The following is a 25,677-nucleotide window of genomic DNA, read 5'->3' on the forward strand; positions in this document are numbered from 1 at the left end:
GTGCTGATGCTCGTCAGGCTTTTCTTTCTTCAGACAGCAATCAATTTCCAATTGCTATCGGAGTTGTAAATGGAACGCAGCAATGGCGCTGAGGTCTTGGTCCGTACCCTGCTGAACGGCGATATAGATGTCTGTTTTGCCAATCCGGGGACCTCGGAGATGCACTTTGTCGCGGCCCTTGACCGGGTTGATGGCATGCGCTGTGTCCTGGGTCTTTTCGAAGGGGTGGTGACCGGGGCTGCGGACGGGTATGCGCGAATCGCGGATAAACCTGCCGCAACCCTGCTTCATCTTGCTCCTGGCCTCGGAAACGGCCTCGCGAATCTGCATAACGCGAGGAAGGCACAGAGCCCCATGGTCAACATCGTCGGCGAGCATCGACAGGGCCATAAGGTGACAGACTCGATCCTGACCGGTGACATCGAGGGGACAGCACAGACAGTTTCCGACTGGGTCAGGACGACCACGTCCGCTGACAATATTGCCGAGGACGCCGCAGCGGCGATCCGGCATGCCAACTCCCGGCCCGGACGCATCTCGACGCTTGTCTTGCCCGCGGACACGGCCTGGACCGACACCCGGGTCGGTCCAGCCGTCGATTTCGCACCCGCGCCGGCCACCATGCCCTCGACACAGAAGTTCGCAGACGCAGTACGGGCTCTCCGAAGCGGCGAACGCACCATCTTACTGCTGTCGGGGCGCGCCCTTCGCGCCGCTCCGCTGGAGAATGCGAGCCGTATCGCCGCTGCAACTGGCGCTTCGCTGCTTGCCCAGTATGCCAATGGCCGCATCGAACGGGGCGCCGGACGCGTGGAAATCTCGAGGACGCCAGCACCTGTCGATCAGGGCCTGGCCACCTTCCGCGAGGCCAAGCATGTCATCATTGTCGGTGCGAAAATCCCAGCCGCCCTGTTTGGATATCCTGGCAAGCCAGACTGGCTGCTGCCGCCGGAAACCAATCTGATTGAGCTGACCTCCGAGACCGACGACCTGGAAGCTACGCTGGAGGAATTGGCGGCCAGTGTCGGCGCACTGCAAGTGCAGCCTGTAATCGGAGAAGCGGCGGCTCCGGCGTTACCCAGCGGCGCACTGACACCCGACGCTGTCCTGCAAGCGGTCGCCGCGCTGATGCCTGAGCATGCCATCGTGGTGGATGAATCGATTACCGCCGGTAGATCGTTTTTCCCAGTCTCGCGTGGCAGTGCGCCGCATGACTATCTGCAGCTTACCGGCGGCGCGATTGGCTCCGGGATCCCAATGGCAGTCGGCGCGGCCATTGCTGGCGGTCATCGCAAGGTGATCAACCTGGAGGGCGATGGAAGCGCCATGTACACGATCCAGGGACTCTGGACGCAAGCTCGGGAGAAGCTCAACGTCCTGACCATCGTGTTTGCCAACGGCGGCTACAAGATCCTGAAGGGCGAGATGGCCAATGTCGGCGCCAAGGACTGGGGTCCGAGCGCCGAGCATCTGCTCTCGATGGTCAGTCCTGAAATCAGCTACGCGAAGCTTGCGGAGAGCTTGGGCGTGGAGGCCGCGGTGGCTACGAGTGTCGAAGAACTGGTCCGGCTCATCCGGCATGCGGTCGCATCGGACGGTCCGTTCCTGATTGAGGCAAAGGTTCAATAAGGCCGCGCGAACCCATCTGCAATCAAGCTGCGAAGCCCGCTAGAGAAGCGCTGATCAATGAGGGCGGCAATCAACGATGCACGAAATCGGCCCGTGCATCTCGTGATGCTAGGGAAGGGGCGGAATTCATGCGGCGAAACCTGAGCAGCGTCGTCGCGTCCGGCACCCCTTCGACGGCCACGTCGATCCCGGCAAACGCGCGCATTGCCATGCTGTCGTACAGCGCGTCTTCCAGCGCCTCGTCCGACAGCCCATACCACTGCTGGAGGAAATAAATGCGCAGCATCCGCTCCAGTCCGATCGGCGGCTGCCCGCATTTTCCCTTGGGATAGTACGGCTCGACTGCCGCTATCAGCCGCGACCACGGCACAACGTTTTCCATCTCGTCAGGAAGCGTTGGCGGCGCGTCACCCGCTTCTTGCCGTGGCTTTCTGCTTCCGCAAAACTGATCTGTCGCTTCATCGCCGGACCATGAATCATGGGATGTCCATGACAACGCACTTGCTCAATGCCGCGATGACTTCCGCACTGATTTAATCAGCGTTTCCTTAGGCCTTTTCATCGACTACTGCGTTGCGCAGAACACCGATCTTCTCAATTTCGATTTCGCAGATATCTCCGGGCTTCATCCATATTTGAGGGGTTCTAGCTAAGCCAACGCCGGACGGAGTGCCGGTGATAATGATGTCCCCTGGATGCAGTTCCATTGCTTCCGAGCACGCGGCAACAAGCGTCGCCACATCAAAGATCATGTCGTTAGTATTGGCATCCTGCAGGACTTCGCCGTTAAGTCGACAGATCAAACGCAGGCCTTTAGCACCTGGGGGAAGCTCATCGGCTGTGACGAACTCCGGACCGAAAGAGCCGCTGGCATCGAAGTTCTTCCCAAGTGTCCACTGATTCGTGCGGAACTGGTAATCGCGGATGGAACCATCGTTGAAAATCGAGTAGCCAGCGATATGTTCAAGAGCATCCTCCGTGGAGATGTAACGACCGCGTTTGCCAATGACGGCCACAAGCTCCGCCTCATAATCAAACTGGGTAGAGGCGTGTGGCCGTATCAGCGGCTGATCGTGCGCAACCCACGATGATGGGTAACGCTGAAAGATGACCGGATACTGGGGCGGGGCGAAGTTGCTCTCTTTCGCATGGTCAACATAGTTAAGGCCTATAGCCAAAGCCTTGCCGGGAGCTCGGACCGGCGGTAGAACACAAACCTCATCCAGCCGGACCAAGTGTCGTGCTCGCGAAGCGGACTGGCGTGCCAGCTCCAATGCTCTCTCGCCTTCGCGCAGCACGGCATCAAGGCAATCCGGCAAACCATCGGCAGTCAGGTCTACCAATACGTTCTCGTCGATACGAGCGCCAAGTGCCTCACGGCCGTCTTTTCGGTTAAATGCAACAAATCTCAATTGCGTCTCCTTCAAAAGAAGTTAAGAGGAGCACGCGTTTGGCGACGCTGGCTACACAGACGTGGACAAGCGCAAGGAGACGCAAGGCAAGGCCGTGAAGTGGCAGGTGGCCGTCAAGCGCGGCAAGATCAGGGCGATGCGTGATTTCCCAGGGGCGGAGCCTCAACGTCTTGCGGCCCCGGGATCAAATGCGGAGAGCGGTCCCGGCGACTTGCCACACTTGCGCCGAACGAGTTCGGCGGCTTCATCGAGCTGGCTCAGCGTTGTGCTGTCCAGCGGTACCCATTCCGCACGGTTGCGTCGCGAGGCACGTTCCGGCTCGCCCGGCAACTGGATTGCTTCGTGTCCTTCCTGCAGCGCGGACGAGCGCAGCCAGTTGACGAAGGACTGAACCTCGTGACCAAAGGTCGTGCTGCTCCCTAGACGGTCTGGATCGAAAACGATGGTGAGCATGTTGTTCCAGACCGAGTGCTCATGTGTAAGCGTTTCGGGCCGAATAGTATGACCACCAGTGACAGCCGCGCCGAGCAACTCGCACATCACCGCCAGCACATAGCCTTTATGTGCGCCGAAAGAAAGCAACGCGCCGCGAGGGTCGCCGGGTGGCGGGAACATGACGCCCGGGTCGCGGGTCGGCTGGCCATTTGAGTCGACCAGGCAGCCAGGCGGCACCGGCTCCCCCTTGTTATTGGCAACGCGCACCTTCCCGAGTGCAATCGCACTGGTGGCGAAGTCGAGCACTATGGGAGCCGCACCGGGCACGGGAACGGCGATCGTGAAAGGGTTGGTGCCGTAGCGGGCCTCGAAGCCCCCGTGCGGTGCCACGATCTGCTTGGACAGGACGTTCACGAAGTGAATGGAGATCATGCCGGCCGCTGCCGCTTGCTCGGCCCAGTGTCCGACCCGCCCCAGATGGTGCGAGCGGCGCAGTCCGAGCACGCAAACGCCGTGATACTTTGCGCGCTCGATGCCCAGTCGCATAGCCTGCTCGGTGACTGCCTGGCCCATGCCGCGGTTTCCGTCCAGGCTCAGCATGCTTCCCGAGTCATGGACTACGCTGACCCGCTGATTCAGTTGCAGTTGATCGCCAAGCCAGGACATCACGTACTTGGGGATCATACCCACGCCGTGCGAGTCGTGGCCAGCCAGGTTTGCCCCTACCAGATGGTCGGCGGTCAGGCGGGCTTCACGTTCGTTGCTGCCGGCGGCTAGCCAGAGATCAAGTACCCACTGATGAAGAGCAGCGGTTGGAATTTGGGGTTCACTCATGGTGTTGGATGGTCGATGAGGACTGATATTCGCCGCTGCCAAAGTGCCTCCCATTACTAGCTTTGGGGGGGCAGGCGCCTGGACATAATTCGCTGCGCCGCAATGCGGCCGACGATTGACGGCTCGGAGGCTCTGATGATAGGCCGGTGCGAGTGCATGTTGGAATGACGTACTGCAAAGGTGGCACGACTGGCCAAGTTCTGGCGCGATGGGTCACGCGCGTTATGGACGTGGGTGCCGACAATTGAATCAAGCCATCCGTTGCCGGATGACGGGCCCGGACGCTGTTCGCATCCCCAACTTGATCCTGTCCGCCTATCTCATACGCCGAAGGAAAACTTCAACATGCACATCAACCAACTCACCTGCTCGATTGGCGCCGAGCTGACGGGTGTGAGTCTCGCGGACGTCGCGCGTGACGATTCGCTTTTCGCAGAAATCAAGGCGCTGCTAATCAAGCACCGCGTGCTTTTCTTCCGCGACCAGGACATCTCGCGCGCCGACCACGTTGCGTTCGCCAAGCGCTTCGGCGAACTGGAAGACCACCCAGTTGCTAACACGGTCCCCGGCTATCCGGGTCTCATCGAGATCGTCAAGAGCGAGAAGCGGGACCACTTCGAGAACACCTATCACAGCGACGCTTCGTGGCGCCCGAATCCGCCCAAGGGTGCGGTGCTGCGCTGCATTTCCTGTCCGGATGTGGGGGGCGACACCATCTGGGTGAACATGGTGGAGGCGTACAAGAACCTCCCCGAAGAGATCAAGCAGAAGATCGCGCACCTGCGTGCCAAGCATGGCATCGAACACTCGTTCGGCGCGATCATGTCGCCGGAAGAGCGCGAGGAACTGGTGAGAAAAAACCCCCTGGTGGACCACCCGGTAGTCCGCACGCACCCCGAGACCGGAGAGAAGGTCCTTTACGTGACACCGTTCTCGACCCATTTCATCAACTACCACACGCCTGGGAACGTGCGCTTCGGGCAGGACAAGACGCCGGGCGCCAGTCTGCTGCTGAACTACCTGCTTAGCCAGGCGGCGATTCCCGAGTACCAGGTGCGCTTCCGCTGGCGGCCGAACAGTGTCGCGATCTGGGACAACGTGGCCACGCAACACTATGCCGTGAGCGACTACTGGCCGGCGCCGCGCCACATGGAGCGCGCAACCATCATGGGCGATCGTCCCTTCTAATACGCCATGGCTTCCACGAATCTACCGACAGTCGTAATTGTTCCCGGACTTCGAGACCACATGCCAGATCACTGGCAGACTCTGCTGGCAGAGCGTTTGCAGCAGGGCAGGACCGTACATATCGTGCCCCAGATCGCCGAGGGCAAGATGCTGCGAAGCGCCAGGGTGGCGAATCTCGATCGCGTCATACAGAGTATTGAAGGTCCGATCGTGATCGTTGCTCACAGCGCTGGCGTTCTGATAACGGTTCACTGGGCGCAGCAGACGAAGCGCGAAATCCAGGGCGCTCTGCTTGCCGCGCCTCCGGATTTCGATACCCCGCTGCCCGCCGGATACTCCGATCCGCAGACGCTGGCAACGAACGGATGGACGCCGGTGCCGCGCACGCGTCTGCCGTTCCCAAGCATTCTCGTCGGAAGCCGCAATGATCCGGTCGGGAAGTTCGAACGCATCCGGGAGCTTGCAGACGCTTGGGGAAGCCGGTTCATCGATGGCGGAGAGGTTGGCCATATTTCTCCCGCCGATGGGTACGGTACCTGGGCGCTGGCAGAAGCGTTGGTTCAGGAACTCTAGGCAACGATCAATGACGTATTTCGCGACACGCTTCCCTGTTGCGGAACGTTGGGACGGAGATCTCCGCTCCGAAAGCCGGCCTCTTGCGATTTGGCACTTTCCACGGTAATTGGGGCATTCGGTTCCACAGGCTGTGCCTGTGGAACTTTTTTTGTCGAGAGGAAACTCCTCGGTCGAGATCTGGAGCGCGCCGGGACAACGCAGAAAGCGTTCGGCCGTTCAGTATCGAATAGTGCCGGGGCTGCCGCCTGCGACGGAAATCGCTTCACCATTGATTGCAACGCTTACCGGCGAGGCAAGAAACGCCACTACGGCAGCAACCTCCCTGGCTTCGACGATGCGCCCCAGCGTGTTGGTGGTGGCGGCCCAGGCCTGGAATGCAGCGTCGGTATTTTCCGTGCGAGTCGGCCCTGGATGGACCGCCGTGACATTGATGCCCTTGGGGCCGAGTTCATCGGCCAGATTCTTGGTAATCGCGGCCACCCCAACATTGCGCAGCGTCGCAACAGGACGACCGGTGCGGTATATTGCCAGGCCCCCGATGTTGACGATTCGCCCCCATCCGTTTGCGATCAGGTGCGGGGCCAGTGCGCGCGCGGTGCGGAGATAGCCGAGTACCTTGATATTGATGTCCTCCAGCGCCTCGGCGTCGACGATTTCTTCCAACTGGGTCGCGGCAGATAGCCCACCGGGCAACGCGGCAGCGTTGATGAGGATATCGATACCTCCAAGCGATTCAATCGCCTGCGCCACCATGGCATCCACAGATGCCTTGCTGGATGTATCTACGGTAAGTGGCACGATACGTCGGCCGGTCAGTTCGTTCAGCTCGGCAGCCGCGACCTCCAGCGCTTGCATTCCGCGCGCTGCCAGCACCACATCAACGCCCTCCAGTGCGAGCTGACGCGCAATCGCCTTGCCAATCCCCCGACTGCCGCCGGTAACGATTGCGCGTCTGCCTTTCAGGTCAAGGTTCATGGTTTCTCCTGTTTGTAAATGTAAAGGCGTCCGCTGTATGGCTTGGAGCCATGCCAGCCGCTGCCGGCGCTGGCCATATCGGTCCAGCAAGAATAGTTAGTTCGTCATGTGCAAGACAGCCACACCCGGCATTCTCGATGTTCCTGTGATTCGCTGCCTGACCCTGGATGTCACTTCTTGACGAATCGCGACAAGCGCAGGTGTCCACTTCCTACAACAGGGGAGGCCTTTGGCGTGATTCGCTAAGTCATGGCGTTCACGGTCACGCCGGCCAAGTCAGTCGTGCCGACAATTGAAGCGCCCCTGCCGGGGTGACGTCGATGTCAACGGTTGCCAACGTTCACGTCGCAATCACGGCGTGGCCAAACATTGAATAGTCGATGTCGAAAAGGCAATACCAAACGATGACCCACGGAGGAGACCGGGTAATGAAGCAAACAATTGTCGCCCTGGCTGCAGTTTGTGCCTGCGGCGCTGCTCAAGCGCAGTCGAGCGTAACTTTGTATGGCGTTGTCGATGCCAACATCGAGTACGTCAATCACGTCGGTGTAGTACCCCAAGCAAGCAATGGCTTCAATCCCGGGCCAGGCAAGTCGGTGGTTCGTGAAGACTCTGGCGGATACTCCGGCTCGCGTTGGGGTCTTCGCGGTTCGGAAGACCTGGGTGGCGGGCTGACATCCGTGTTCGTACTGGAAAGCGGCTTCAATCTTGATACCGGCACCATGCAGCAGGGCGGCCGCATGTTCGGTCGCCAGGCCTTTGTGGGTCTGAATTCTAAGTACGGTCAGATCACGTTCGGTCGGCAGTACCATTCGCTGTTCTCGACACTTGCCAACTTCGTCCCGGCGCGATATGCCACGCAGTTTGAACCCGTAGTCCTGATCGCTGGCGCAAACTTCCGTGAGGACAACGCGGTCAAGTACACCGGCAACTTTGGCCCTGTCACGGCGATGGCGCATTGGTCGTTCGGCGTAGGCGGATCGCTTCCACAAGTTACCCCGAATGTTCCGGCTGTCGGCGGCAATGGTGAAGTACCGGGACAAGCGCGCCGCGATTCTGCCTTTGGTGCCGGCGTGAACTATCTTGCAGGCCCCATCGGATTGGGCATCGGCTACGATCAGTGGAACCCGACCATCGGGGTCGGTAGCGGCACCTTCAAGAAGGCGGCGGTCATGGCAAGCTATGCCTTCAATGACACCGCAAAGGTAATGGGCGGGTATCGCTGGGGCCAGAACAGGGGTCAGAACGGTGCGCTGCTCCAGCGCGACGATTTCTACTGGATCGGTGCCCAGTACCGAGTTTCGGCTGCTCTCGATTTCACACTCGAGTATGACTATCAGAACGTCAAGAACCTCGGCGGCAACACGCATCTTGCCAACCCTTGGCAGGTCGCGCTGATTGCGGACTATGCGTTCTCGAAGCGCACCGACGTCTATCTGAGCACGGCCTATTCGAGGAATGCGGGCCTGAGCATGGATTCGGCAGCAAACGGTTACGCCACGAGCCTTACAGGCAATAGCTACGCGCTTGGAAGCGGAAAGACCTCGATGGTCGGCGTAGCAGTTGGCATCCGTCACGTGTTCTGAGGTCCGCGGGAAACGGGATAAGCCGCCTCTGCCCGTGATCAGGGGCGCTCAACTGGCAGCCCGAGCTTTCCCAGGAAAGCTCGGGCTGTGCAGCAAAACGGAACACCCGCGACCCGAACTCGCCGCGCTCAAACCTGCGTAATAAACTTCGTCACCAGGTAGCCGTCGAAGGTTTCCTGGCCGCCTTCGCAGCCGATACCTGAGTCTTTGATCCCACCAAACGGGGTCTCCGCCAGCCCCATGCCGAAATGGTTGATGTTGACCATGCCGGCTTCCAGGCCGTTCGATAGCAGGTTGGCCGTCTTCAGCGAGTTCGTGAAGACGTACGACGCGAGCCCAAAAGGCAGGCTGTTGGCGCGGCGCAGCACTTCCTCGGCATCCTTGAAGCGCGTGACCGGCGCCACTGGGCCGAACGGCTCGTCGACCATCAGCTTGGCATCGTCGGGCAGTTCGGTGACGACGGCCGGCGCGAAGAAGAAACCCTTGTCGCCGATGCGCGAGCCGCCGGCCACGATCTTGCCGCCGCGATGGCTGGCGTCGTCCAGGAACTGCTCCATCGACGCGATGCGGCGCTCGTGTGCGAGCGGGCCCATCTGGGTGCCGTCGTCCAGGCCGTTGCCGACCTTGATCGAGCCGATGACTTCGGTGAAGCGCGCCAGGAACTTGTCGTAGGCCTTCTCCTGGACGTAGAAGCGCGTGGGCGATACGCAGACCTGTCCCGCGTTGCGCAGCTTGAAGCGGGCCAGCATTTCGGCGGCCGGCTCGATGTCTGCATCGTCAAACACCAACACGGGCGAATGGCCGCCCAGTTCCATCGTCACGCGCTTCATGTGCGCGCCGGCGAGCGCGGCAAGCTGCTTGCCCACCGGCACCGAGCCCGTGAACGAAATCTTGCGCACGATCGGCGATTCGATCAGGTAGGTCGAGATCTCGTTCGGCACGCCCCATACGATGTTCAGCACACCCGGAGGCAGGCCTGCATCGTGGAACAGGCGGGCCAGCGCCACCACGGCGCTCGGCGAGTCTTCCGGGCCCTTCAGGATCAGTGTGCAGCCGGCGCCGAGCGCGGCCACGATCTTGCGGATGGCCTGGTTGAACGGGAAGTTCCACGGCGTGAACGCTGCGCAGACGCCGATCGGCTCGCGCACCACGATCTGCCTTACAGCCGGGTTGCGCGGCGGAATCACGCGGCCGTAGATGCGGCGGCATTCCTCTGCATGCCATTCGGCGTGTTCGGCGCAGATCATCACTTCGCCCACGGCTTCGGCCAGCGGCTTGCCCTGGTCCCGCGTGATGTCGCGGCCGATCTCCCTGGCGCGCGTGCGTGTCAGTTCTGCCACGCGGCGCAGGATCTGCGAGCGCTCCAGCGGCGAAGTCTTCTTCCAGGTTTCGAAGGCGCGCTGCGCAGCAGCCAGCGCGCGGTCCAGGTCCGCCTTGTTGGCGTGCGGCAGCTTGCCGAGCACCTCCTGCGTGGCCGGATTGATGACGTCCTGCTCGCGCCGGTCACCTCCCTTGACGAATTCTCCATCGATGTAGAGGGCGAGATCCTGGTACATGAGTGTCTCCTGAATGTGGTTGACATTGGCTGGGCCGATGATCGCAGCAATCGCCTGTCGTCTTGATAAATGAGGATGGAAGAGGGCGTAGCGCGCCTCACCTTAGCGAGCATGATGATAAGCGGCTTCATGGCGCGATCTATCGAGGGGTTGCCTCAAGAATGGAGCGATGACGCGGCCCGCCAACTATTGGCGCGATGGGACAAGAGTCGAGAGTGGCTTGCTTCCGCAGCGAAGATTAATCAAACGGAACTCTCGTACTCTACTGGGATTACTCAGGGCGCGGCCCAGCCTGAGCGCTTTGGCTCTCAGACTAACGTGATCGGTCTAGGTGCTGCCGTCGTGGACCTAAAAGGGGCGACCATGATCCTTTTCAGGCAGTGTAAAGATCAAGCTCAACGTTGCTCGCGGCGTGGGTGAAGGTCTCAGAACCACCCCTTAGCAGTCAGCGAGACGGGCGCCGATGAAAGGCTGAAATTGGCCGGGAACCGTCCGATCGGCTGGGGAGTCGTTTGCGATTCTTCACAACCCGCGGCCGAAAGATATGTCCGAACGCGTTCCACCCAAGTTCCGTCCGTCAACTGCAACGGCGCCTTCTGTTCACCGACCTACTTCAATCCGAGCAGTTCATATACTTCCAACGGCTTCTGCCGACCTTTCACCTGAATGACGGTCACCGGACGCACGATGACCTGATCCTGCACTCGGGCGTAGACGGCGGCACTGATCAGGATTTGGTCGATCCCGGCATGTTCCTGGATGCGCTTGGCGATGTTCACATCGTCGCCGATCGCAGTGTATTCCATGCGCTGTTCGCCACCGACCAGCCCCAGCACTGCCTCGCCGACGTGCAGGCCGATCCCGACGGAGAGGTGAAACAACGGGGAGATCTGTTGGTACAGGGCCTGGATGGCCACGCGGATACCGAGTGCAGCGCGAAGTGCGCGCATTACGTGGTCGGGCTGGGGGAAAGGGGCATTGAACCAAGCCATCACCGCATCGCCCAGGAACTTGTCGATCGTCCCTTCCTGCGCCAGTACGGCGTCCGTCATCACGCCGAGATAGCGGTTGAGCAAGCCGAACAGATCGTCCGGATTCAGTTGCTCGCTGATGCTGGTGAAGCCGTGGATATCGGCGAACAGGGTGGTGATCTCGGTGCGCTTGCCCGCCGGCTGCAAATGCTCGGTATCGATCTGCGCCAAGATCGCCGGCGATACCATGCATTTCAGCAATTGCTGCTGGGCTTCCATCAGCCGCTTTTCCGTCACGTCGTCCAGCACGATCGCGATGCCCTGTGGCTGCTGCAAGCCTTTGAGCGTGGAGAGGTTGAAGCGCAGATAGACAGTACCGCGCCCGGTGACGGTGGGAGCGAGTTCAAGGCCGATTACCGCCTTGTCAGTGCGAGCGGTGCTCAGTACGTGCGACAGCAGGGTCGTCCCCAACGGAGGCTGGAGTTCAACGATATTGCGTCCGACCAGTTCTTCGGCATCCCGATACCCCAGGATGTGCAAGGCGGCCAGGTTACACAGCATGATTTTGCCTTGCAGATCAGTGGTGATCACTCCGCTTACGATGGAGGCGAACACATTGTCGAGCAGATCCTTCAATTCGATGGTCTCGGTCAACGCGTGGCGCAATTGAGCCTGGTGTTCCTGCAGCCGCTCGGCCATCCGGTCGAAGGAGCAGGCCAACTGGCTCAATTCCCCGTGCCCCGGCAACAGCCCGGCGCGCGCTTGAAGATCGCCTTTCTCCAGCCGTTCGGTGGCCGCGAGCAGGGCGCGTGCCGGACGCAGGATAAATACCGCGCCAAACCACCAGGCCGTGGCCAGAGCGAGCAAGGCGACTGCGCTGAAGAACAGCAGGCGGTAGGCGAAGGCGCGGTTGACCTGTGCGAACGCCACCGAGGTGGGGATGCCGACCGCAAGGTACCCCTGCGTGGTGATGACCACCCCGCGTGTGCTGCGCAGCGGCGCGAACGCGAACAGGCTGGTGACGCCTTCCAGGTTGGGGAGCTCAACCGTGCCTTCCTCCTGGTGGGAGAGAATGGTTTCGACCAGCGCGTTACCCTTTGCGGCAACCCCCATCCAGCGTCGCCAATCCGGATGCTCGAAGAGCACGGTGCCGTGGAGGTCGAGCAAAATGAGCACGGCATCGGGCGGCAGACGCGCCTCAACAGCCAACTGATCGAGCCACCTCAGATCGAGTGCGGCGAATACCACCCCTTTGGGGGAGCCGGTCTCATCGAGGATCGGGTAGCCGAAGTTCACACTAGCTTTGCGGCTAGTACGGCTGATCTGGTAATCCCCGATCGCCAGGCCTTTGTACTGCAGCGCACGCTGGAAATAGCCGCGGTCGGCGACATTCACCGGTTCGGCCAGGCGCAGTCCGCTGCAGTACACATTGCCTTCCAGGTCCGCAGCGGCCAGATTGGCATAGAAGGGGTACTGCTTAAGGAAATTACCAAACAGAGTACTGCAGGCCGCCTCGGAGCGATCGTGCACCACCGGAATTTGGGCCAGCGCGATTAGCAATTGTCGTGACCCCTCGATGAGTCGCTCGTGCTGGCTGATCGTCAGGCGGAGGAGGCGTATGGTACCGTCCTGAACGCGCTGCTCCGCAGCACGCCGCTCCTCAAGGTTCGTGGTAAGAATCAGCAGGAGCATCGGCAGAATGGCAAGCAGCACCAACAGCAGCATCCGCACCCGCAGGCTGCCGGTTTTACCGGTAACGGCGGCCCATCGGCGGAAGAGCCTTTTGAGGTGAGGGGCAGACATGCGGTCATTCCCTCCGCAGTACTCGCCCGAGAGCGCTGAATGACGCGCCTTGGCCTTCCAGGGACTGACCCCGTAGGATCGGCTGGGTGGCGCTGACATTCGGCATTCCTCGCTCCGCTCATAGGAAGGTGTCTGTGATGTCTATCTTAGAGCGTTGCCCCGGCGCGTCGAAGTTTGCCGTCAGCCAGGCATCGGGAGGGCACTGTCAACTTGGCGCAATGGAAACTGGCCAGTGGCCGACATGCCCACTGCTCAGAAAGGAGACCGCGCGAAATCGGGGGCAACGACGACGTTCGCCGCAGGGAGACTAATGAGCCACCTGCAATGCGCGCATGGCTTCCGATCCTGGGTCCGTGACTTCCGTCCAGCAGCGCCGAATAGCTCTGCGCGGCTTGAGCCCGCTGGTCTGGCGGCGTGTGCTCATTCCTGAGCACGTCACGCTGGCTCAGCTCCACGAGGTCATCCAGGCAGCCATAGGCTGCACGATCCGCGTAGTCGTGGCTGACTGTCGAGCCCATGTCCATGCCGATGTCCAGCGTTTCGGTCGCCGGGAAGCGCGCCGGGACGACAGCGTCGAGCATTTGCTGGCCGACTGGCTGGTCATTCAGGTAAGGCGTAGCCGGACCGCCGGTAAGCCTCTTCAGGAACTTGAGCGGCTACTGCCCAGACCAGTGCGCCTTCGCGTCGCTGCCAGCCTCCTGGTCCAACTGTGCGGCGGCCTTGGCCACCCCCAACGGCAAGTTGGCCAATCTACTGCCTTCGATCTGCAAGGAAGGATTGCACCCGCTATATCCGGTCATTCTTGCATCACTTCCCGCCAGTACCCTCGGAACAAGCCGGCCTATCGTGTGGAGAAGCATCCTCGGACTGACGGCAACAACGACACTCCGGACTGGCAGCACTGCAACCGGAAAGGCCTGTCGCTCGGAGCGGTCATCGTAACGGCATATCGTATGCGCGCGACTTTCCTTACCGTCCTTTTCTGGCTTGCCGGCTCGCCGGGGAAACGGCGGCAAGATGTCCGAGACCACGGGCAGCGCGCTGTGGCACCTGAACGCCGCCGGGAGCAATGGACTTCTGATGGTCAAGCTGGGGGAGGAACATGACGTTCTCTCAGCATGTCACGGCCCGATACCTGGGCAACGGCATGCCCGCACCGCATTGAGCGCCAGCGCGGGCTGCACAGCAACGCCGTTTTGCACGCCTTTCAACACGCCGATGGTGAAGTGGTCGTAGATCTGCACCACGTTCCTCGTGAAGCTCGCCACTTTGAGCCGATGCCCGGGATCGACCCTTCTCGGCCATCGACGGTGGCTGTCGGCAAATGTCCGAAACTGATCAGACTTCAGTCAACCGAGGAAAGGAGTTCCGGTCGACTGGTCCGGCCGGACTGCAGAACTATGGCGATACGCGAGGCAGGGTAGTCGTGTCCGTCGCCCGATCGCATCAGTCGTGGATGTCGCCGGGCATCCCACCTCCGACCGGTATGGCATCGTCGTTGAAAGCGACACTCAGCGGCGAAGCGAGGAAGGATACGACGCTCGCCACCTCCCTGGCATCAACAATGCGCCTGAGCGTGTTCCACGATGCAACGCGTGCTTCGGTCGCAGCGTCCGTTTCGTCCGTGCCGGGCGCGCTGATGCGGGCTTTCGAATTGCAACGACGTAGCCGCGTTTGAGGCGCTTCGGCCTCGCTCAGCGATACGCGATCAGCAATTGCTACTCTAAGAGGATCTGTGCCGGAGCAGCAGAAGCTCCGAGTAGCTGTGGCGCATATGGCGAAGTACGAGCAGAGCTAATCCCACATCTCCATCATGAAGCTTTGCTTCTCTTACGCGGCCAATCTGCTCGCGGACTCGGGTGCGCGACTCGGCGATGTCGCTGTCGAGTCTCTTCAGGCGTTCAGCCCTGAGCCATTTGAGGAGCAATCGCATTCGAGGTTTGCCTCGCGCTAGAAGGAACGGAATCAATTTGATTCTAGTGTAGCTTTACTTGCTGTGCCTTCGGATGCTGCCGTCCTGGCCGTGAACGTAGAGTGCTACGCCGTTTTGGCTGGCGATCCGCAAGCCAGCAGCGATAGCCTCCTTTTGAGTGTCATAGTGCGACCTCGACGTGCCCTCCCGGGTGACATCCCAGCCGTCGCCTTGCGGCATCACGTGGATGTGCCGTGGCATGGTGCATCCTCCTGCCCCCCGACTTATTCGTACACCACTCTGCAGCAGATGGTTGTCGGGCGCCGTCCTACATGCTGGCAAATGGTCGAGGCGTGCCAAATGTTGGCGATGTCAACAAGCGCAAGAGTTTTTGCGAAACATACTGACGACCGCCCATCTCGGTCGGCTCGAATCGCTGAAACGGCTAATGGCGGGACATGCATCTCTGGCCCATCGAAAGTCCGTTAGCTTGACGGGACCCGACGTTCCAACGACAGAGGGATCGAGCGGGCAACGACGCTTCATGGCCGTTCCGAGACATCCTCGCTTCGAGGCGAGCGGCCGGCTTGGCCGAGTTTGCTACGCTCAATGCGGTCCGTCCATATGGCCGCTTTTCGCTCAGGAACAGGCGGAGCGACGCTTCGTGATTTACTGAAAGGCGAAATTGATGAGTTGCTTGGCCGCCACAAATCGTCCCTCGTTGGTCGATGCACCGAGGACGATGGCAAAGATGCGCGTCACCTTGTGATCCGCGCCCGTAGTCCGCTCTGAGGTCGCTGCCAAGCAATAGCCTGCCTTTGCCGTGTGGCCAGTCTTAAGACCGTCCACGCTTGGATCTTCGGCAAGCAAGCGGTTCTTGTTGTGTTTCACGATCCCGTTGTATCTGAATTCGCGCTGCGAAGAGAAGGCGAGGTACACCGGAAAATCCTCCGTCAACCGCATCGACAGCGCAGCAATATCGCGAGCAGTAGAGTAGTGACGCTCCGTCGTCACGCCAGAGGGCGTTGCGAAATGAGTGGAATTGAGCCCAAGTCGACGGGCGTATTCATTCATCAGCGTCAGAAACTCCTCAGGAGACCCCGAGATGGTACGCGCCAGGACCATCGCGGCGTCATTTGCTGAAATGACTATGAGACCAGTTAGGAGATCCTGCACGCTGACGATCTGCCCCGATTTCAGATGCATGGTCGCTTCATCGCCGGCCACGAGCGCAACGTCAGCGCTACGCACGCTCACCAATTGCGTCCACCTGATCGACCCCTGGCGCAGCGCATCCAGCACGATATAGGCAGTCATCAGCTTGGTCAGAGATGCAGGCTGCAGTCGCTCATCCGCATTCTTCTCTAACAGCACGCGGTGGGAATTGCCGTCCAGGACGATGTAGGAGCGAGCGGCAACGTGCGGAGGTTCAACCGCGCTAACGTTCTGGGCGAATACGCCAAAAAATGTGAGCGACAGGCCGAAGCGTCTGAACAAAAGCAAAAAGGGCATCAGGAGACTTCAATTGCCAGATGGATGGATAAGGGACGTACCTGCCATCGTGACGATGGCAGGTACGATCAGGCAGGTTGCGCAAGCTGGACGCAACGTATCGCGAGCACGTCGGTCGGGTCGACCAGGGAGACGGTAGCTGTGTTCCCAACCTCAAAGTGATCCGTTTGGGGAAATATCAACGGCAGTTCGGTGCATCCGAGAATCTGCACACTGGCGCCCTTGGCTTGCAGGTGAGCAATGGCGGCGCGCAGCAGTTCGGCGCAATGGCCTTGCGTATGCCCGGCCTTGACCCCTTCGGTGCCATAGATCGCATCCATGACCATTTGCTGTAACGCTGGCTCTGGCGTGATAAGTTCCAGTTGTCCCGCGGCTGCTTCATGATAGACGCGACTTTCCACGGTGCCTGATGTCGCAAGCAGTCCAACCTTCGAGCCTTTGCCATACTTGTCGACGATATGTCGCACCGTCTCGGTCAGCATATTTACGATTGGTATTGAGAGATGAGGCTGGATACGCTCAACATACGCGTGGGCCGTGTTGCAGGGAATCGCAATTGCGTTCGCGCCCTCGGATTCCAGCCGCTTGCACGTTGCGTAGAGTGCAACTGTCGGGTCGGCTTCTTGGCGCAGCAGGTTTGCTGTACGGTCTGGTATTTGAGGGTTCTGCTCAACGACCATCTTGATATGGTCCTGGTCCTTTGTCGCAGTGGTGTTCTTCACGACTTTTCCCATGAAGTCGACCGTGGCAGCCGGTCCAACCCCGCCTACAATCCCCAGCTTGAACGCGGGAGTGATCTGCCCATCCGCAAGGGCGGTCGCGTAGTCAGCATAGACTTGGTTCACGTCAACGAATGCGATGCCGCGGCGCTGCAAGGCCGCGGCCACGAGTGAGAGTTCGGTCATGCCTGGAACAACCAGTTCAGCGCCAAGTTCGAGCAGTTCCTGGCAGGCTTGGCAAATCCGCTCCAGAGCGAGACCTTCCGTATTGCCGGACCTGATGCCGCCAGCACCATAAACGGCGTCCATCAAACTGGCCTGCGTTGCTTCGGTGGGATACACAATCTCAAAACGACGGCCGAAGCTGTCATCGAATAGCCGCGACTGACGGACAAAGTCCGAAGCGAGAATGCCAATTTTTCCACCGTGGGGTAAGGCGTCATTCAGCGCGGGCGCCAATGCATCGAGCATATTGACAATGCGCACCGACAGCTCAGCCTGAAGCTCTTCACGGAAGGTGTGGGACGCGAAGCAAGGCATGAGCACCGCATCGACCTTTCTGCCTTCAAAGGACTGGCAAGTCTTGAAGACATAGAGCTTGCGGCTTGTCATGATGGCATCGTGCGTCAGCGGCATCGCCACATCTCGAAACGGATGTTGCTCGAATAGGAAGTGGTACCGGCCCTGGTCGGCCATGACCGCGCGGCTTTTGACCAGCTTGAGAAAAAGGTCCGCGCCGGCCAGTGCGCCTAGGCCGCCAATGATTCCGAACGTGAGCTGTTGCATGCTTGTGAGATAGCAGTGGTTGCCGGAGGCAGAAGGCGATTCTGCCTCCTTCGCGCCTTATGAAGTCTAGCCCGCAGATGTACCGGGGGTGCCTTGCGCGGCGTAAGTACCGTGCGCTTCACCTGTCGACTCTGCCTCATCGAGCACAGGCGATATCTCGCTTTCCAGCTTGGCTACTACGGCGGTAGCAACGCTGTTACCGACGACGTTGGTAGCCGTGCGACCCATGTCGAAGAATTGATCGATGCCGATAATAAGCAGCAGGCCGGCCTCCGGGAGATTGAACATGGGAAGCGTTGCGGCCACGACGACCAGTGAAGCGCGTGCGACCCCGGCCATCCCCTTGCTGGTCACCATTAGGACCAGCAGAATGGTCAACTGCTGCGTGAGGGTCAGCTCGATGTTGTATGCCTGCGCAATGAACATCACCGCAAAGGCCTGGTACATCATCGAACCGTCCAGGTTGAACGAATAGCCCAGAGGAAGTACGAAGCTCGAGACACGCTTGGATACGCCAAACCGCTCGAGTGCCGTGATGGTCTTCGGATAGGCGGACTCGCTGCTGGCCGTCGAAAATGCGAGCAGGATCGGCTCACGGATCAGACCCGCGAGCTTCCCGGTGCTCCGGCCCAGAAACAGGAAGCCAATGCCGAACAGGATGGTCCACAGGATGGCGAGGCCCAGGTAGAACTCCCCCACCAGCTTGCCGTAGCTGGTCAGCACGCCGATGCCTTCCACCGTAATAGAAGCTGCCATGGCGGCAAAGACGCCTACCGGAGCGAAACGCATCACGTAGTCGGTGATGCGGAACATTACCTTCGTCAGTTCTTCGATGCCGCTGACGATAGTGGACTTTCCACTGCCCTTCACAAACGCCAGCGCCGAGCCGAAGAAGAGGGAAAACACAAGAATCTGCAGAATCTCGTTGTTGGCCATGGCTTCGAAGATGCTCTTCGGGAACACATGGGTAAAGAATCCCTTGAGGCTGAAATCTCCCGTCTTCAGGTTGGTGACCGCGCCCGCATCAGGCAATGCGAGGTTCAGATGGGCGCCGGGCTGGAAAAGATTGACCAAAAGCATGCCGAGCGCCAGCGAAATGGCCGAGGCCGAGACGAACCAGATCATGGCCTTTAGGCCGACTCTACCCACTGCGCCGCCATCTGCCATGCTGGCCAAGCCGCCAACGAGGGTGGCGAAAACCAGGGGCGCAATGATCATCTTGATCATGCGCAGAAAGATGTCGGTCACGATACCGAAGTACCCGGCAATCTCCTTGGCCGCTTGAGCGTCTTTCGCCAAATGATGGCACAGCCAGCCGACGGCGATGCCCGCAACCATTGCGACCACGATTTGAGTAGTCAATTTTTTTGTATTCATTGTTTCCTCCACCTGCTGATGGTGTTGCCAGGAATTCTGACGATTCCTGGTGCCTTATTGGTTCAGTGCAACCGGCGCACGTGGCGCAGTCAGGACCTCGGGTCGCAAGATCTCCGCTAGCGCTGCAGCCGAGAGAAGTTCGCGTTCGAGAACGATGTCAGCGACCTTTCGTCCGGTTTCCAGAGCTTCCCGTGCAACCTCCGTTGAATTGGCGTAGCCGATGTAGGGATTCAGCGCTGTCACTAAGACGATTGAACGGTCTAGCATCTCGCGCATGTGCTCGGGGTTTGCCGTAATCCCACGCACGCACTTTTCATCAAGCGTGGCGCATGCTTGAGTCAGGTGGCCGATGCTACGGAACAGCGAATAGGCAATGACCGGCTCGAAGGCGTTGAGCTGCAGTTGGCCGGCCTCGGCGGCCATGGTGATGGTCATGTCGTTGCCAATAACCTCGAATGCCACCTGGTTCACGACTTCCGGAATGACGGGATTGACCTTGCCCGGCATGATGCTCGATCCGGCTTGGACGGGAGGCAGGTTGATTTCGCCGAATCCCGAGCGGGGGCCACTCGACAGCAGGCGCAAGTCATTGCACACCTTGGACAGCTTGACGGCGATGCGCTTGAGAACGCCCGACAATTGCACAAACGCGCCACAGTCCTGCGTCGCCTCGATCAGGTAGGGAGCCGTATGCAACGGCAGACCGCTGATGGTGCAGAGGTGCTGACAAACGCGGACTGCGTATTCCGGGTGGGCATTGATGCCGGTACCAATTGCGGTCGCGCCGAGGTTGATCTCGCTAATCAGTGGGAGCGCCTCGGCCAGTCGTTGGCGATCCTCGTTGAGCATGACCGCGTACGTGGCGAATTCTTGGCCAAGCGTCATTGGCACTGCATCTTGCAACTGCGTACGGCCGACTTTCAGCATGCCGCGGAACTCTGTTGCCTTGCGTTCGAACGACGCTTCCAGAAGCGCCATCTGGTCCAGGAGTCGGAGTGCACTGCGATAGGTCGCCACCTTCAGCGCTGTGGGATACACGTCATTGGTCGATTGACTCATGTTGACGTGTTCGTTGGGGTGCAGGACGTCATACTCCCCACGCTGGCGTCCCAACAGGTCCAGCGCCTTGTTGCAGACGACCTCGTTGGCATTCATGTTCGTCGAGGTGCCGGCGCCACCCTGGATGAGATCCACCGCAAATTGTTCAGCGTGCTGGCCGGCGCGGATGGCCTTGCAAGCCTCGACGATGGCGTGGCAGCGCGCCTCATCCAGCAGGCCGAGGTCCCGGTTCGTGACTGCGGCTGCCTCCTTGATGTCGACCAGGGCGACAATCAGTTCGGGATACTTCGAAATGGTGTCGCCCGAAATCGGGAAATTCTCCAGCGCCCGCAGGGTATGGATCCCGTAGTACGCGTCTGCCGGCACCTCGCGGTAGCCCAGCAAATCGTGCTCGCGTCGCGACCCCTTGAAAATCTCTTGCTTGCTCATCGCGTTCCTCATCAGTGCGCCTGATTGGCGCAACCGGATTCTAGGAGCGCAAGGAAACCGACCTGATGAGGATGTACACTAAAACTATTCCATACCGGAATACTTTTATAAAGTGTCGCATAGGCTACGTTTTTGCAGCCATAAAGCGAAGCAAAGGATGCTTTTCGTTCGCATGATAGCGGAAATATCCGGGTTTACCATGGCGGCAGCATCGGACAAACCGGGCGGCACGAGGAGAGGCACAATTGCAACTGAAGTGGATAGAAGACCTCTTGGCAATCGAGCAGACCAAAAGCTTTTCCCGCGCGGCTGAATTGCGATTCGTCACCCAGTCGGCGCTTTCTCGCCGGGTCAAATCGCTCGAAGACTGGGTCGGGGTCGAACTGGTCGACCGCGGAACCTATCCGGTCGAACTAACCTCGGCCGGCCGGCGGTTTTGTGAGCAGAGCAAGGAGTCAGTTGGCGCTCTGACTGAGATCCGCTCAGCGCTGCGACAGGAGGCCAGGATGCCTGGACGCTCCATCCAGATCACCGCTGGGCACACTCTGTCACTGACATTCCTGCCCAAATGGCTAAAGCAGTTTCACCAGCGATCCGGGGATTTCAATGCCCGCGTCGTCGCAGCCAATGTTCACGACGCTGTCATCGCGCTTGCCGAGAGCAATTGTGATCTGATGATTGGCTATCACCATCCGCTCGTCCCCATGCAACTAGATGAGGACAAATTTGTGAGTCTGACCTTGGGACAGGAAGCGTTCATCCCGGTTTCTGCGCCGAACGGTCGCGGCGCACCAATATTTGCGCTGCCTGGCTCGCCAGCTTCCCCTCTGCCATACCTTGCTTACACGGCGACTACCTTCATGGGACGCGTGGTCGACGTGATCCTAAATAGCGTGGATACCGCCTACCATTTCCGCGCTTGCTATGAAGCAGATATGGCGATGCTGCTCATGAAAATGGTTGTCGAGGGATACGGGGTTGCCTGGCTTCCATTCAGTGCCGTCAGCGAGGAAATCGACGCAGGCCGGCTTGTCCGCGCCGGCGGCGACGAGTGGAGCGCGCAACTGGAGATTCGGTCCTATCGTGCAATATCCAACACGAACCCCACTATGCAAGACCTGTGGAAGTCGTTGGAAGATTCCGTCCACCGAGGCGCATAGGAATTGTCGCGTGGGTGAATCGAGGATAGCAGCCAAGCTCTTATTGCCGATCAGGCAGCGCACTTCAGTAACCGCAATCGTAAGCATCTCTAACGGTGTAAGGGCGGATGGCCGAGATTGGCCGGTCTCCGTCGGATGCCCGCCGCGATTCTGCGACCGTCTCAGGCCGACCCAAAGCCGCCCTACGATTCGATCCAAAGCGGTCCCTAGAAGGGGCAGCGCACCGTCCCCCGTTTGAAGCTAGCCCGTGCGGTGGTTGGCAAACTGGCCTTAACGAAGAAGATGGCGGTTGCCTCTAGCGAGCTGCTAACCCCTGGCCGCCAATCGGCGTTGTCTCAAACCGTTCGCCGAAACCCACGATGAGTGGTTTGCCGCGCGTGATGGCTTGTTGCACTGACGGCAAAGACAGGGAGGCTCGATGGCTATCTTGGCTATCCCAGACCTCCGTGATCAGAGCGCATCAGCATCATTCGGATCATGCGCAACGATGTAGCTCAAGCAGCCAGGCATTCCGCTAATACCCTCAAGGAGGATCGAGACCAGTGCCTCGCGGCGTCCAGGAATGACTTTCATCCTTCCAATCAGTCCGTACATCCTTGTTTCCTCATCATAAAAAACTCAACTTGCGTCACCTTGAGCAAATGATGGCCGAGCGTGGTGTCTCAGTCGATCACTCGCTGGCTTCACCTCACCGTCGTTATCGCGACAGAACCGCAGCGGGCATCGGCGCCTACTTCAGCAACTTCTCGAAATCCCGGTCGAGTCGGGCCAGCGAGCCAGCGATCGCCGCCCGCCGTGCGCGGATCCACGCATCCTGTTGTGCCAGTTGTCCCTCGGACGCCTTCAGCATGCGTTCCATCTCTGCTGGCTGCGGTCCGCCCGCCGTCACGCGATGTTCGACGATGGCCACCGGATCGAGCGCCGCGCGAAACTCCGCATCGCTCATCGGAAACTCCCCACCACCGTAGTCGCGCACGGCTTCGGCATAGATGCGCTTCGCCTCGGCATAGGGGAAGGCACTTGGCTTGATGTCGTGCGCCTTCCCATAGTCCACCAGGTTCGACGCAAAGTGATGGCCGACGCGGAACGGCAGCTTGTACTTGCGCATCAATTCGTCGGCCAGTTCCTGCGACGCCGTCCAGTCGCTGTCCAGTTCATCCAGCGCGCGCTGCCGATCGATCACCAGGGCCGTCATGATGCGGTCCAGCCCCTTCAATGTCGTGATCGCGCTCTGCACCATCTGGCCATTGGTAACGGCATCCTTGGCATCGGACATGCCCGGCGGCAGGTTGTGCGCACGGATCACCGGCCCCATGGCCAGCGTAACCGCTGCGGAGGCCTTCTCGCGTGTGGAATTGAGCAGCCCCGGATTGCGCTTCTGCGGCATCGCACTGGACACATAGGTATTGCCGCCGCCCTCCTGCAGCAGGATCCAGGGGCGCGGCTGCGCATACTGCGTCATCACGTCCTCGATGAAGCTCCCTGTGTGTAGAGCGATGCTGGTCACGATCGAGCCCACTTCCACCGGCAGGTCCACGGCGCTGATCTGCGACGCATCATAGGCGTTATCCACCAGCGCGGAGAAACCGAGGTAGCTCGCCATCCGCGTGCGGTTCAGCGGCCAGCCCGTGCCGTTCAGCACCGTCGTTCCCATCGGCGAGCGATCGATGCGCTGATAGGCTTCCCGCAGGCGCTGGGCATCGCGTTCCAGACCCGCATTAATGCCGAGCAGATAGTGGCCATAACTGTTGGGCTGTGCAGCAACGCCGTTCGTGTAGTTCGGCACGATGGTTTCGGCATGCTGCCGCGCCAGCTTGACGATGGTGGCGGAGGTCTTGTTGAGCTGGTCGGCCAGCGACAAGACTTCCTCGCGCAACATCGCCGCGCGCACCGTGGCAAGCATGTCCTGGCTCGAGCGGCCGGCATGGATCAGCGTGACTTCCTGACCTGCCGCCTGAATCATCAGTGGCTCGAAAGTAATCACCGTCGACGGTCGCTGGCCGCCGGGCTTGTCGCCATTGGCCAGCACCGTGGCAATGCCGCCCGCCACGCGCGGCGCCAGCGAGCGATCCAGCAATCCTTCGTCTGTATTGATGACCGTCGACGCCTTGTTGATCTCCCCTAGCCAGAAAAAGGCATCGTGGTCAGCGCCACCCGCCGCGAATGTGGCTTGGGGGCCGACCGAGATCATTAGCATGGCTAGTGCGGTCAGCCTGGCCAGCGATTTGACTCGGCTGTGCAGTCGGGGGGTAGGCATGTAGTCTCCAGAGGTGTTCGCTTGTTCGGACAGGATTCCGGATTTTAGGGTGGTATCGCCGAGTTGTGGAGCACGTGAAATTCTGCCTGTGGTGCGCATTGCTGCTGCGTTATCGTGATAAGAAGGCAACGCCGGATATATAGAATTGGTGTCTCTATGCTCGATCTCTTGGCCAGGGAAGCCGGGGGCCGTGCAGCGTCGGGGGATGGGCTTGGTGTGCTGCGACGTGGGCCTACCGTGCGCACCGCCGTTCGACGTTTATTCCGTCGGTCCGAAGAGCTGTTCACGACCCGCCTGTCATTCGCGCACGGCTCAGCATGTGGCCGCAATCGGCCTGGTTACAGTCGGTGCTCTCTGCGAAGCTCCCACCGCCTCCTGACCGGGACCCATTTCGGCCGTTCGTACATCGCGATGTAAACGACCGAAGTTCGGCAGACTGCGGATGCCGAGAAGCGCGACGCACAGTTCGCAGAGGCTCAGTAGGTCGCCCCAGACTTTCGCACGATACGCGACTGTACCCACTCACCAGCCGTCTCGCCGAAATGAGTGCGGAACCAGCGCGAGAAAGTCGTCGGACAGGTGAAGCCAAGCAATAAGGCAATATCCGCTTGCTTGCGCGGCGCCCCGTTCAAGTAGCGCACGGCAAGTTCCCTACGTACCTCGTCCAGTAGCTCCTGGTAGGTCTTTCCCTCCCTGCTCAGGTGGCGGCGGATCGTGCGCTCGTCGACGCCGAGATGCCCGGCGATGGCCATGAGCGAACAGGTGGCGGCGGGCAGCAGCGTGAGCACAAGATGACGAACCTTGTCCGACATCGAGTGCGTTCCGTCGGCCTCGACGGATTCCACGTACTGCTGCACATATCGATCCAGGCGCGCATAGCTGGATAGCGGCAGCGCCATGTCGCCATTCCGGCAGACGATGCCGTTGAACGGCTCACGATAGGAAACGCGGTGCGCGAAGAAGCACCGGGCCGTGCGCATGTCGGCAGGCGGATCATGCATGAAGCAGACTCTTTGGGCCTCCCAGGCATCGGGCAACGCCTGCTTCAGCAGGCGATAGAGCATGCCCATCGACAGTTCCATCGGCTGCCTGACCTGTGCCTCCCGCCCGAGGTAGCCGAGATGGATAGTCGCGAACTTCGCATCCTCTTCCAGCCAGACGTGCAGCGTCTCGTTGTGCAGGCGCATGTAGCGCATCAGCGCGTCGATCGCCTGCTTCAGCGTGGCCTGCTCGCGTACCACCAGTGCCAGCGGCCCCAGTACCTGGAACTGTCGGGACTCGGCCATGCGCAAGCCGAAATCCTCCCATCCGGACTGTCGAGCCGACGCCTCCAGCAGCCGCCCCGTCGCCAGGGCCGAGATCTTCAGGTCCGGGTCGTCGAGGCAGGCCAAGGCCAGCCCCGCCGCCCGCAGCATCGCAGCCGGATCGAGGCCGGCTGCCCGCGCCACGGCGGCGTAGTTGGTCAGGCTGGCACTGCGAACGAGTGGTGTCATGGCGATCA

20 protein-coding genes and 2 pseudogenes are annotated in these 25,677 nt (G+C 60.2%); 7 read left to right on the plus strand and 15 right to left on the minus strand.

What is annotated here, in order from left to right:
• Positions 1-69 precede the first annotated feature (69 nt).
• Positions 70-1,629 carry an acetolactate synthase large subunit gene (locus AC3FNH_RS16505; RefSeq protein WP_488720814.1) on the plus strand — a complete coding sequence of 520 codons (1,560 nt, stop codon included), beginning with the start codon at positions 70-72 and terminating at the stop codon, positions 1,627-1,629.
• Between the two features lie 127 nt (positions 1,630-1,756).
• Here the strand turns inward: AC3FNH_RS16505 and AC3FNH_RS16510 are convergent.
• Together AC3FNH_RS16510 and AC3FNH_RS16515 are read right to left on the minus strand one after the other, a co-directional pair.
• A pseudogene (locus AC3FNH_RS16510) lies at positions 1,757-2,091 on the minus strand (transposase); the annotation flags it as partial.
• Positions 2,092-2,177: 86 nt separating this feature from the next.
• On the minus strand, positions 2,178-3,041 hold the full coding sequence (locus AC3FNH_RS16515; RefSeq protein WP_488720815.1) for a fumarylacetoacetate hydrolase family protein: 864 nt from the start codon (positions 3,039-3,041) through the stop codon (positions 2,178-2,180).
• 25 nt (positions 3,042-3,066) lie between these two features.
• Here AC3FNH_RS16515 and AC3FNH_RS16520 point away from each other — a divergent pair.
• Positions 3,067-3,192: pseudogene (locus AC3FNH_RS16520) on the plus strand (IS5/IS1182 family transposase); the annotation flags it as partial.
• A gap of 11 nt (positions 3,193-3,203) precedes the next feature.
• Here AC3FNH_RS16520 and AC3FNH_RS16525 read toward each other — a convergent pair.
• The gene (locus AC3FNH_RS16525; protein WP_488720816.1) at positions 3,204-4,310 is read right to left on the minus strand and encodes a malate/lactate/ureidoglycolate dehydrogenase; all 1,107 of its coding nucleotides are present in this window, start codon (positions 4,308-4,310) and stop codon (positions 3,204-3,206) included.
• Positions 4,311-4,655: 345 nt separating this feature from the next.
• Between AC3FNH_RS16525 and AC3FNH_RS16530 the strand changes: the two genes are divergently transcribed.
• Both AC3FNH_RS16530 and AC3FNH_RS16535 read left to right on the plus strand, forming a co-directional pair.
• Complete coding sequence (locus AC3FNH_RS16530) at positions 4,656-5,498, plus strand: TauD/TfdA dioxygenase family protein (protein ID WP_488720817.1); 843 nt, start codon at positions 4,656-4,658, stop codon at positions 5,496-5,498.
• Positions 5,499-5,504: 6 nt separating this feature from the next.
• The gene (locus AC3FNH_RS16535; RefSeq protein ID WP_488720818.1) at positions 5,505-6,071 is read left to right on the plus strand and encodes an RBBP9/YdeN family alpha/beta hydrolase; all 567 of its coding nucleotides are present in this window, start codon (positions 5,505-5,507) and stop codon (positions 6,069-6,071) included.
• Positions 6,072-6,290: 219 nt separating this feature from the next.
• On the opposite strand, the gene AC3FNH_RS16540 is transcribed toward AC3FNH_RS16535, so the two are convergent.
• Complete coding sequence (locus AC3FNH_RS16540; protein WP_488720819.1) at positions 6,291-7,049, minus strand: SDR family NAD(P)-dependent oxidoreductase; 759 nt, start codon at positions 7,047-7,049, stop codon at positions 6,291-6,293.
• A gap of 428 nt (positions 7,050-7,477) precedes the next feature.
• Between AC3FNH_RS16540 and AC3FNH_RS16545 the strand changes: the two genes are divergently transcribed.
• Positions 7,478-8,635: a porin gene (locus AC3FNH_RS16545; protein WP_488720820.1), complete on the plus strand. Its 1,158-nt coding sequence runs from the start codon at positions 7,478-7,480 to the stop codon at positions 8,633-8,635.
• A gap of 128 nt (positions 8,636-8,763) precedes the next feature.
• On the opposite strand, the gene AC3FNH_RS16550 is transcribed toward AC3FNH_RS16545, so the two are convergent.
• Positions 8,764-10,191, minus strand: coding sequence for an NAD-dependent succinate-semialdehyde dehydrogenase (locus AC3FNH_RS16550; protein ID WP_488720821.1), 1,428 nt, complete (start codon positions 10,189-10,191; stop codon positions 8,764-8,766).
• 608 nt (positions 10,192-10,799) lie between these two features.
• Complete coding sequence (locus AC3FNH_RS16555; RefSeq protein ID WP_488720822.1) at positions 10,800-12,965, minus strand: adenylate/guanylate cyclase domain-containing protein; 2,166 nt, start codon at positions 12,963-12,965, stop codon at positions 10,800-10,802.
• 332 nt (positions 12,966-13,297) lie between these two features.
• Between AC3FNH_RS16555 and AC3FNH_RS16560 the strand changes: the two genes are divergently transcribed.
• A complete protein-coding gene (locus AC3FNH_RS16560) occupies positions 13,298-14,071 on the plus strand; it encodes an IS1096 element passenger TnpR family protein (protein WP_488720823.1) in 774 nt (257 codons plus the stop codon).
• A gap of 15 nt (positions 14,072-14,086) precedes the next feature.
• Here the strand turns inward: AC3FNH_RS16560 and AC3FNH_RS16565 are convergent, their stop codons facing one another.
• The 6 genes from AC3FNH_RS16565 to aspA form a co-directional block, all read right to left on the minus strand.
• A complete protein-coding gene (locus tag AC3FNH_RS16565; protein ID WP_488720824.1) occupies positions 14,087-14,209 on the minus strand; it encodes a hypothetical protein in 123 nt (40 codons plus the stop codon).
• 743 nt (positions 14,210-14,952) lie between these two features.
• Positions 14,953-15,138, minus strand: a complete 186-nt coding sequence (locus AC3FNH_RS16570) for a DUF2188 domain-containing protein (RefSeq protein WP_488720825.1) — start codon at positions 15,136-15,138, stop codon at positions 14,953-14,955.
• Between the two features lie 408 nt (positions 15,139-15,546).
• On the minus strand, positions 15,547-16,389 hold the full coding sequence (locus tag AC3FNH_RS16575; RefSeq protein ID WP_488720826.1) for a D-alanyl-D-alanine carboxypeptidase family protein: 843 nt from the start codon (positions 16,387-16,389) through the stop codon (positions 15,547-15,549).
• 68 nt (positions 16,390-16,457) lie between these two features.
• Positions 16,458-17,894 (minus strand): cysteate racemase, encoded by a 1,437-nt coding sequence (gene cuyB, locus AC3FNH_RS16580; RefSeq protein ID WP_488720827.1) that lies wholly within the window; start codon positions 17,892-17,894, stop codon positions 16,458-16,460.
• 66 nt (positions 17,895-17,960) lie between these two features.
• Entirely contained in the window at positions 17,961-19,271 is a 1,311-nt protein-coding gene (locus tag AC3FNH_RS16585) for a dicarboxylate/amino acid:cation symporter (RefSeq protein ID WP_488720828.1), read from the minus strand.
• A gap of 54 nt (positions 19,272-19,325) precedes the next feature.
• Positions 19,326-20,759 (minus strand): aspartate ammonia-lyase, encoded by a 1,434-nt coding sequence (gene aspA / locus AC3FNH_RS16590; RefSeq protein ID WP_488720829.1) that lies wholly within the window; start codon positions 20,757-20,759, stop codon positions 19,326-19,328.
• 245 nt (positions 20,760-21,004) lie between these two features.
• On the opposite strand from aspA, the gene AC3FNH_RS16595 reads away from it, so the two are divergent.
• Positions 21,005-21,919, plus strand: coding sequence for a LysR substrate-binding domain-containing protein (locus AC3FNH_RS16595; RefSeq protein ID WP_488720830.1), 915 nt, complete (start codon positions 21,005-21,007; stop codon positions 21,917-21,919).
• Positions 21,920-22,369: 450 nt separating this feature from the next.
• Here AC3FNH_RS16595 and AC3FNH_RS16600 read toward each other — a convergent pair whose 3' ends face one another.
• The 3 genes from AC3FNH_RS16600 to AC3FNH_RS16610 all read right to left on the minus strand — a co-directional run bounded on the left by AC3FNH_RS16600 (position 22,370) and on the right by AC3FNH_RS16610 (position 25,669).
• Positions 22,370-22,513, minus strand: a complete 144-nt coding sequence (locus AC3FNH_RS16600; RefSeq protein ID WP_488720831.1) for a putative quinol monooxygenase — start codon at positions 22,511-22,513, stop codon at positions 22,370-22,372.
• 136 nt (positions 22,514-22,649) lie between these two features.
• A complete protein-coding gene (locus AC3FNH_RS16605) occupies positions 22,650-24,176 on the minus strand; it encodes an argininosuccinate lyase (protein WP_488720832.1) in 1,527 nt (508 codons plus the stop codon).
• A 476-nt stretch (positions 24,177-24,652) separates the two neighbouring features.
• Entirely contained in the window at positions 24,653-25,669 is a 1,017-nt protein-coding gene (locus AC3FNH_RS16610; RefSeq protein WP_488720833.1) for an AraC family transcriptional regulator, read from the minus strand.
• Positions 25,670-25,677 lie beyond the last annotated feature (8 nt).

The organism is Cupriavidus sp. 22TCCZM01-5 (assembly GCF_057798915.1).

Coding starts and splice junctions, on each gene's coding strand:
- AC3FNH_RS16505 (WP_488720814.1), top strand. CDS start 70: ATGGAACGCAGCAATGGCGCTGAGGTCTTGGTCCGTACCCTGCTGAAC.
- AC3FNH_RS16525 (WP_488720816.1), bottom strand. CDS start 4,310: ATGAGTGAACCCCAAATTCCAACCGCTGCTCTTCATCAGTGGGTACTT.
- AC3FNH_RS16530 (WP_488720817.1), top strand. CDS start 4,656: ATGCACATCAACCAACTCACCTGCTCGATTGGCGCCGAGCTGACGGGT.
- AC3FNH_RS16535 (WP_488720818.1), top strand. CDS start 5,505: ATGGCTTCCACGAATCTACCGACAGTCGTAATTGTTCCCGGACTTCGA.
- AC3FNH_RS16540 (WP_488720819.1), bottom strand. CDS start 7,049: ATGAACCTTGACCTGAAAGGCAGACGCGCAATCGTTACCGGCGGCAGT.
- AC3FNH_RS16545 (WP_488720820.1), top strand. CDS start 7,478: ATGAAGCAAACAATTGTCGCCCTGGCTGCAGTTTGTGCCTGCGGCGCT.
- AC3FNH_RS16550 (WP_488720821.1), bottom strand. CDS start 10,191: ATGTACCAGGATCTCGCCCTCTACATCGATGGAGAATTCGTCAAGGGA.
- AC3FNH_RS16555 (WP_488720822.1), bottom strand. CDS start 12,965: ATGTCTGCCCCTCACCTCAAAAGGCTCTTCCGCCGATGGGCCGCCGTT.
- AC3FNH_RS16560 (WP_488720823.1), top strand. CDS start 13,298: ATGGCTTCCGATCCTGGGTCCGTGACTTCCGTCCAGCAGCGCCGAATA.
- AC3FNH_RS16570 (WP_488720825.1), bottom strand. CDS start 15,138: ATGCCACGGCACATCCACGTGATGCCGCAAGGCGACGGCTGGGATGTC.
- AC3FNH_RS16575 (WP_488720826.1), bottom strand. CDS start 16,389: ATGCCCTTTTTGCTTTTGTTCAGACGCTTCGGCCTGTCGCTCACATTT.
- cuyB (WP_488720827.1), bottom strand. CDS start 17,894: ATGCAACAGCTCACGTTCGGAATCATTGGCGGCCTAGGCGCACTGGCC.
- AC3FNH_RS16585 (WP_488720828.1), bottom strand. CDS start 19,271: ATGAATACAAAAAAATTGACTACTCAAATCGTGGTCGCAATGGTTGCG.
- aspA (WP_488720829.1), bottom strand. CDS start 20,759: ATGAGCAAGCAAGAGATTTTCAAGGGGTCGCGACGCGAGCACGATTTG.
- AC3FNH_RS16600 (WP_488720831.1), bottom strand. CDS start 22,513: ATGTACGGACTGATTGGAAGGATGAAAGTCATTCCTGGACGCCGCGAG.
- AC3FNH_RS16605 (WP_488720832.1), bottom strand. CDS start 24,176: ATGCCTACCCCCCGACTGCACAGCCGAGTCAAATCGCTGGCCAGGCTG.
- AC3FNH_RS16610 (WP_488720833.1), bottom strand. CDS start 25,669: ATGACACCACTCGTTCGCAGTGCCAGCCTGACCAACTACGCCGCCGTG.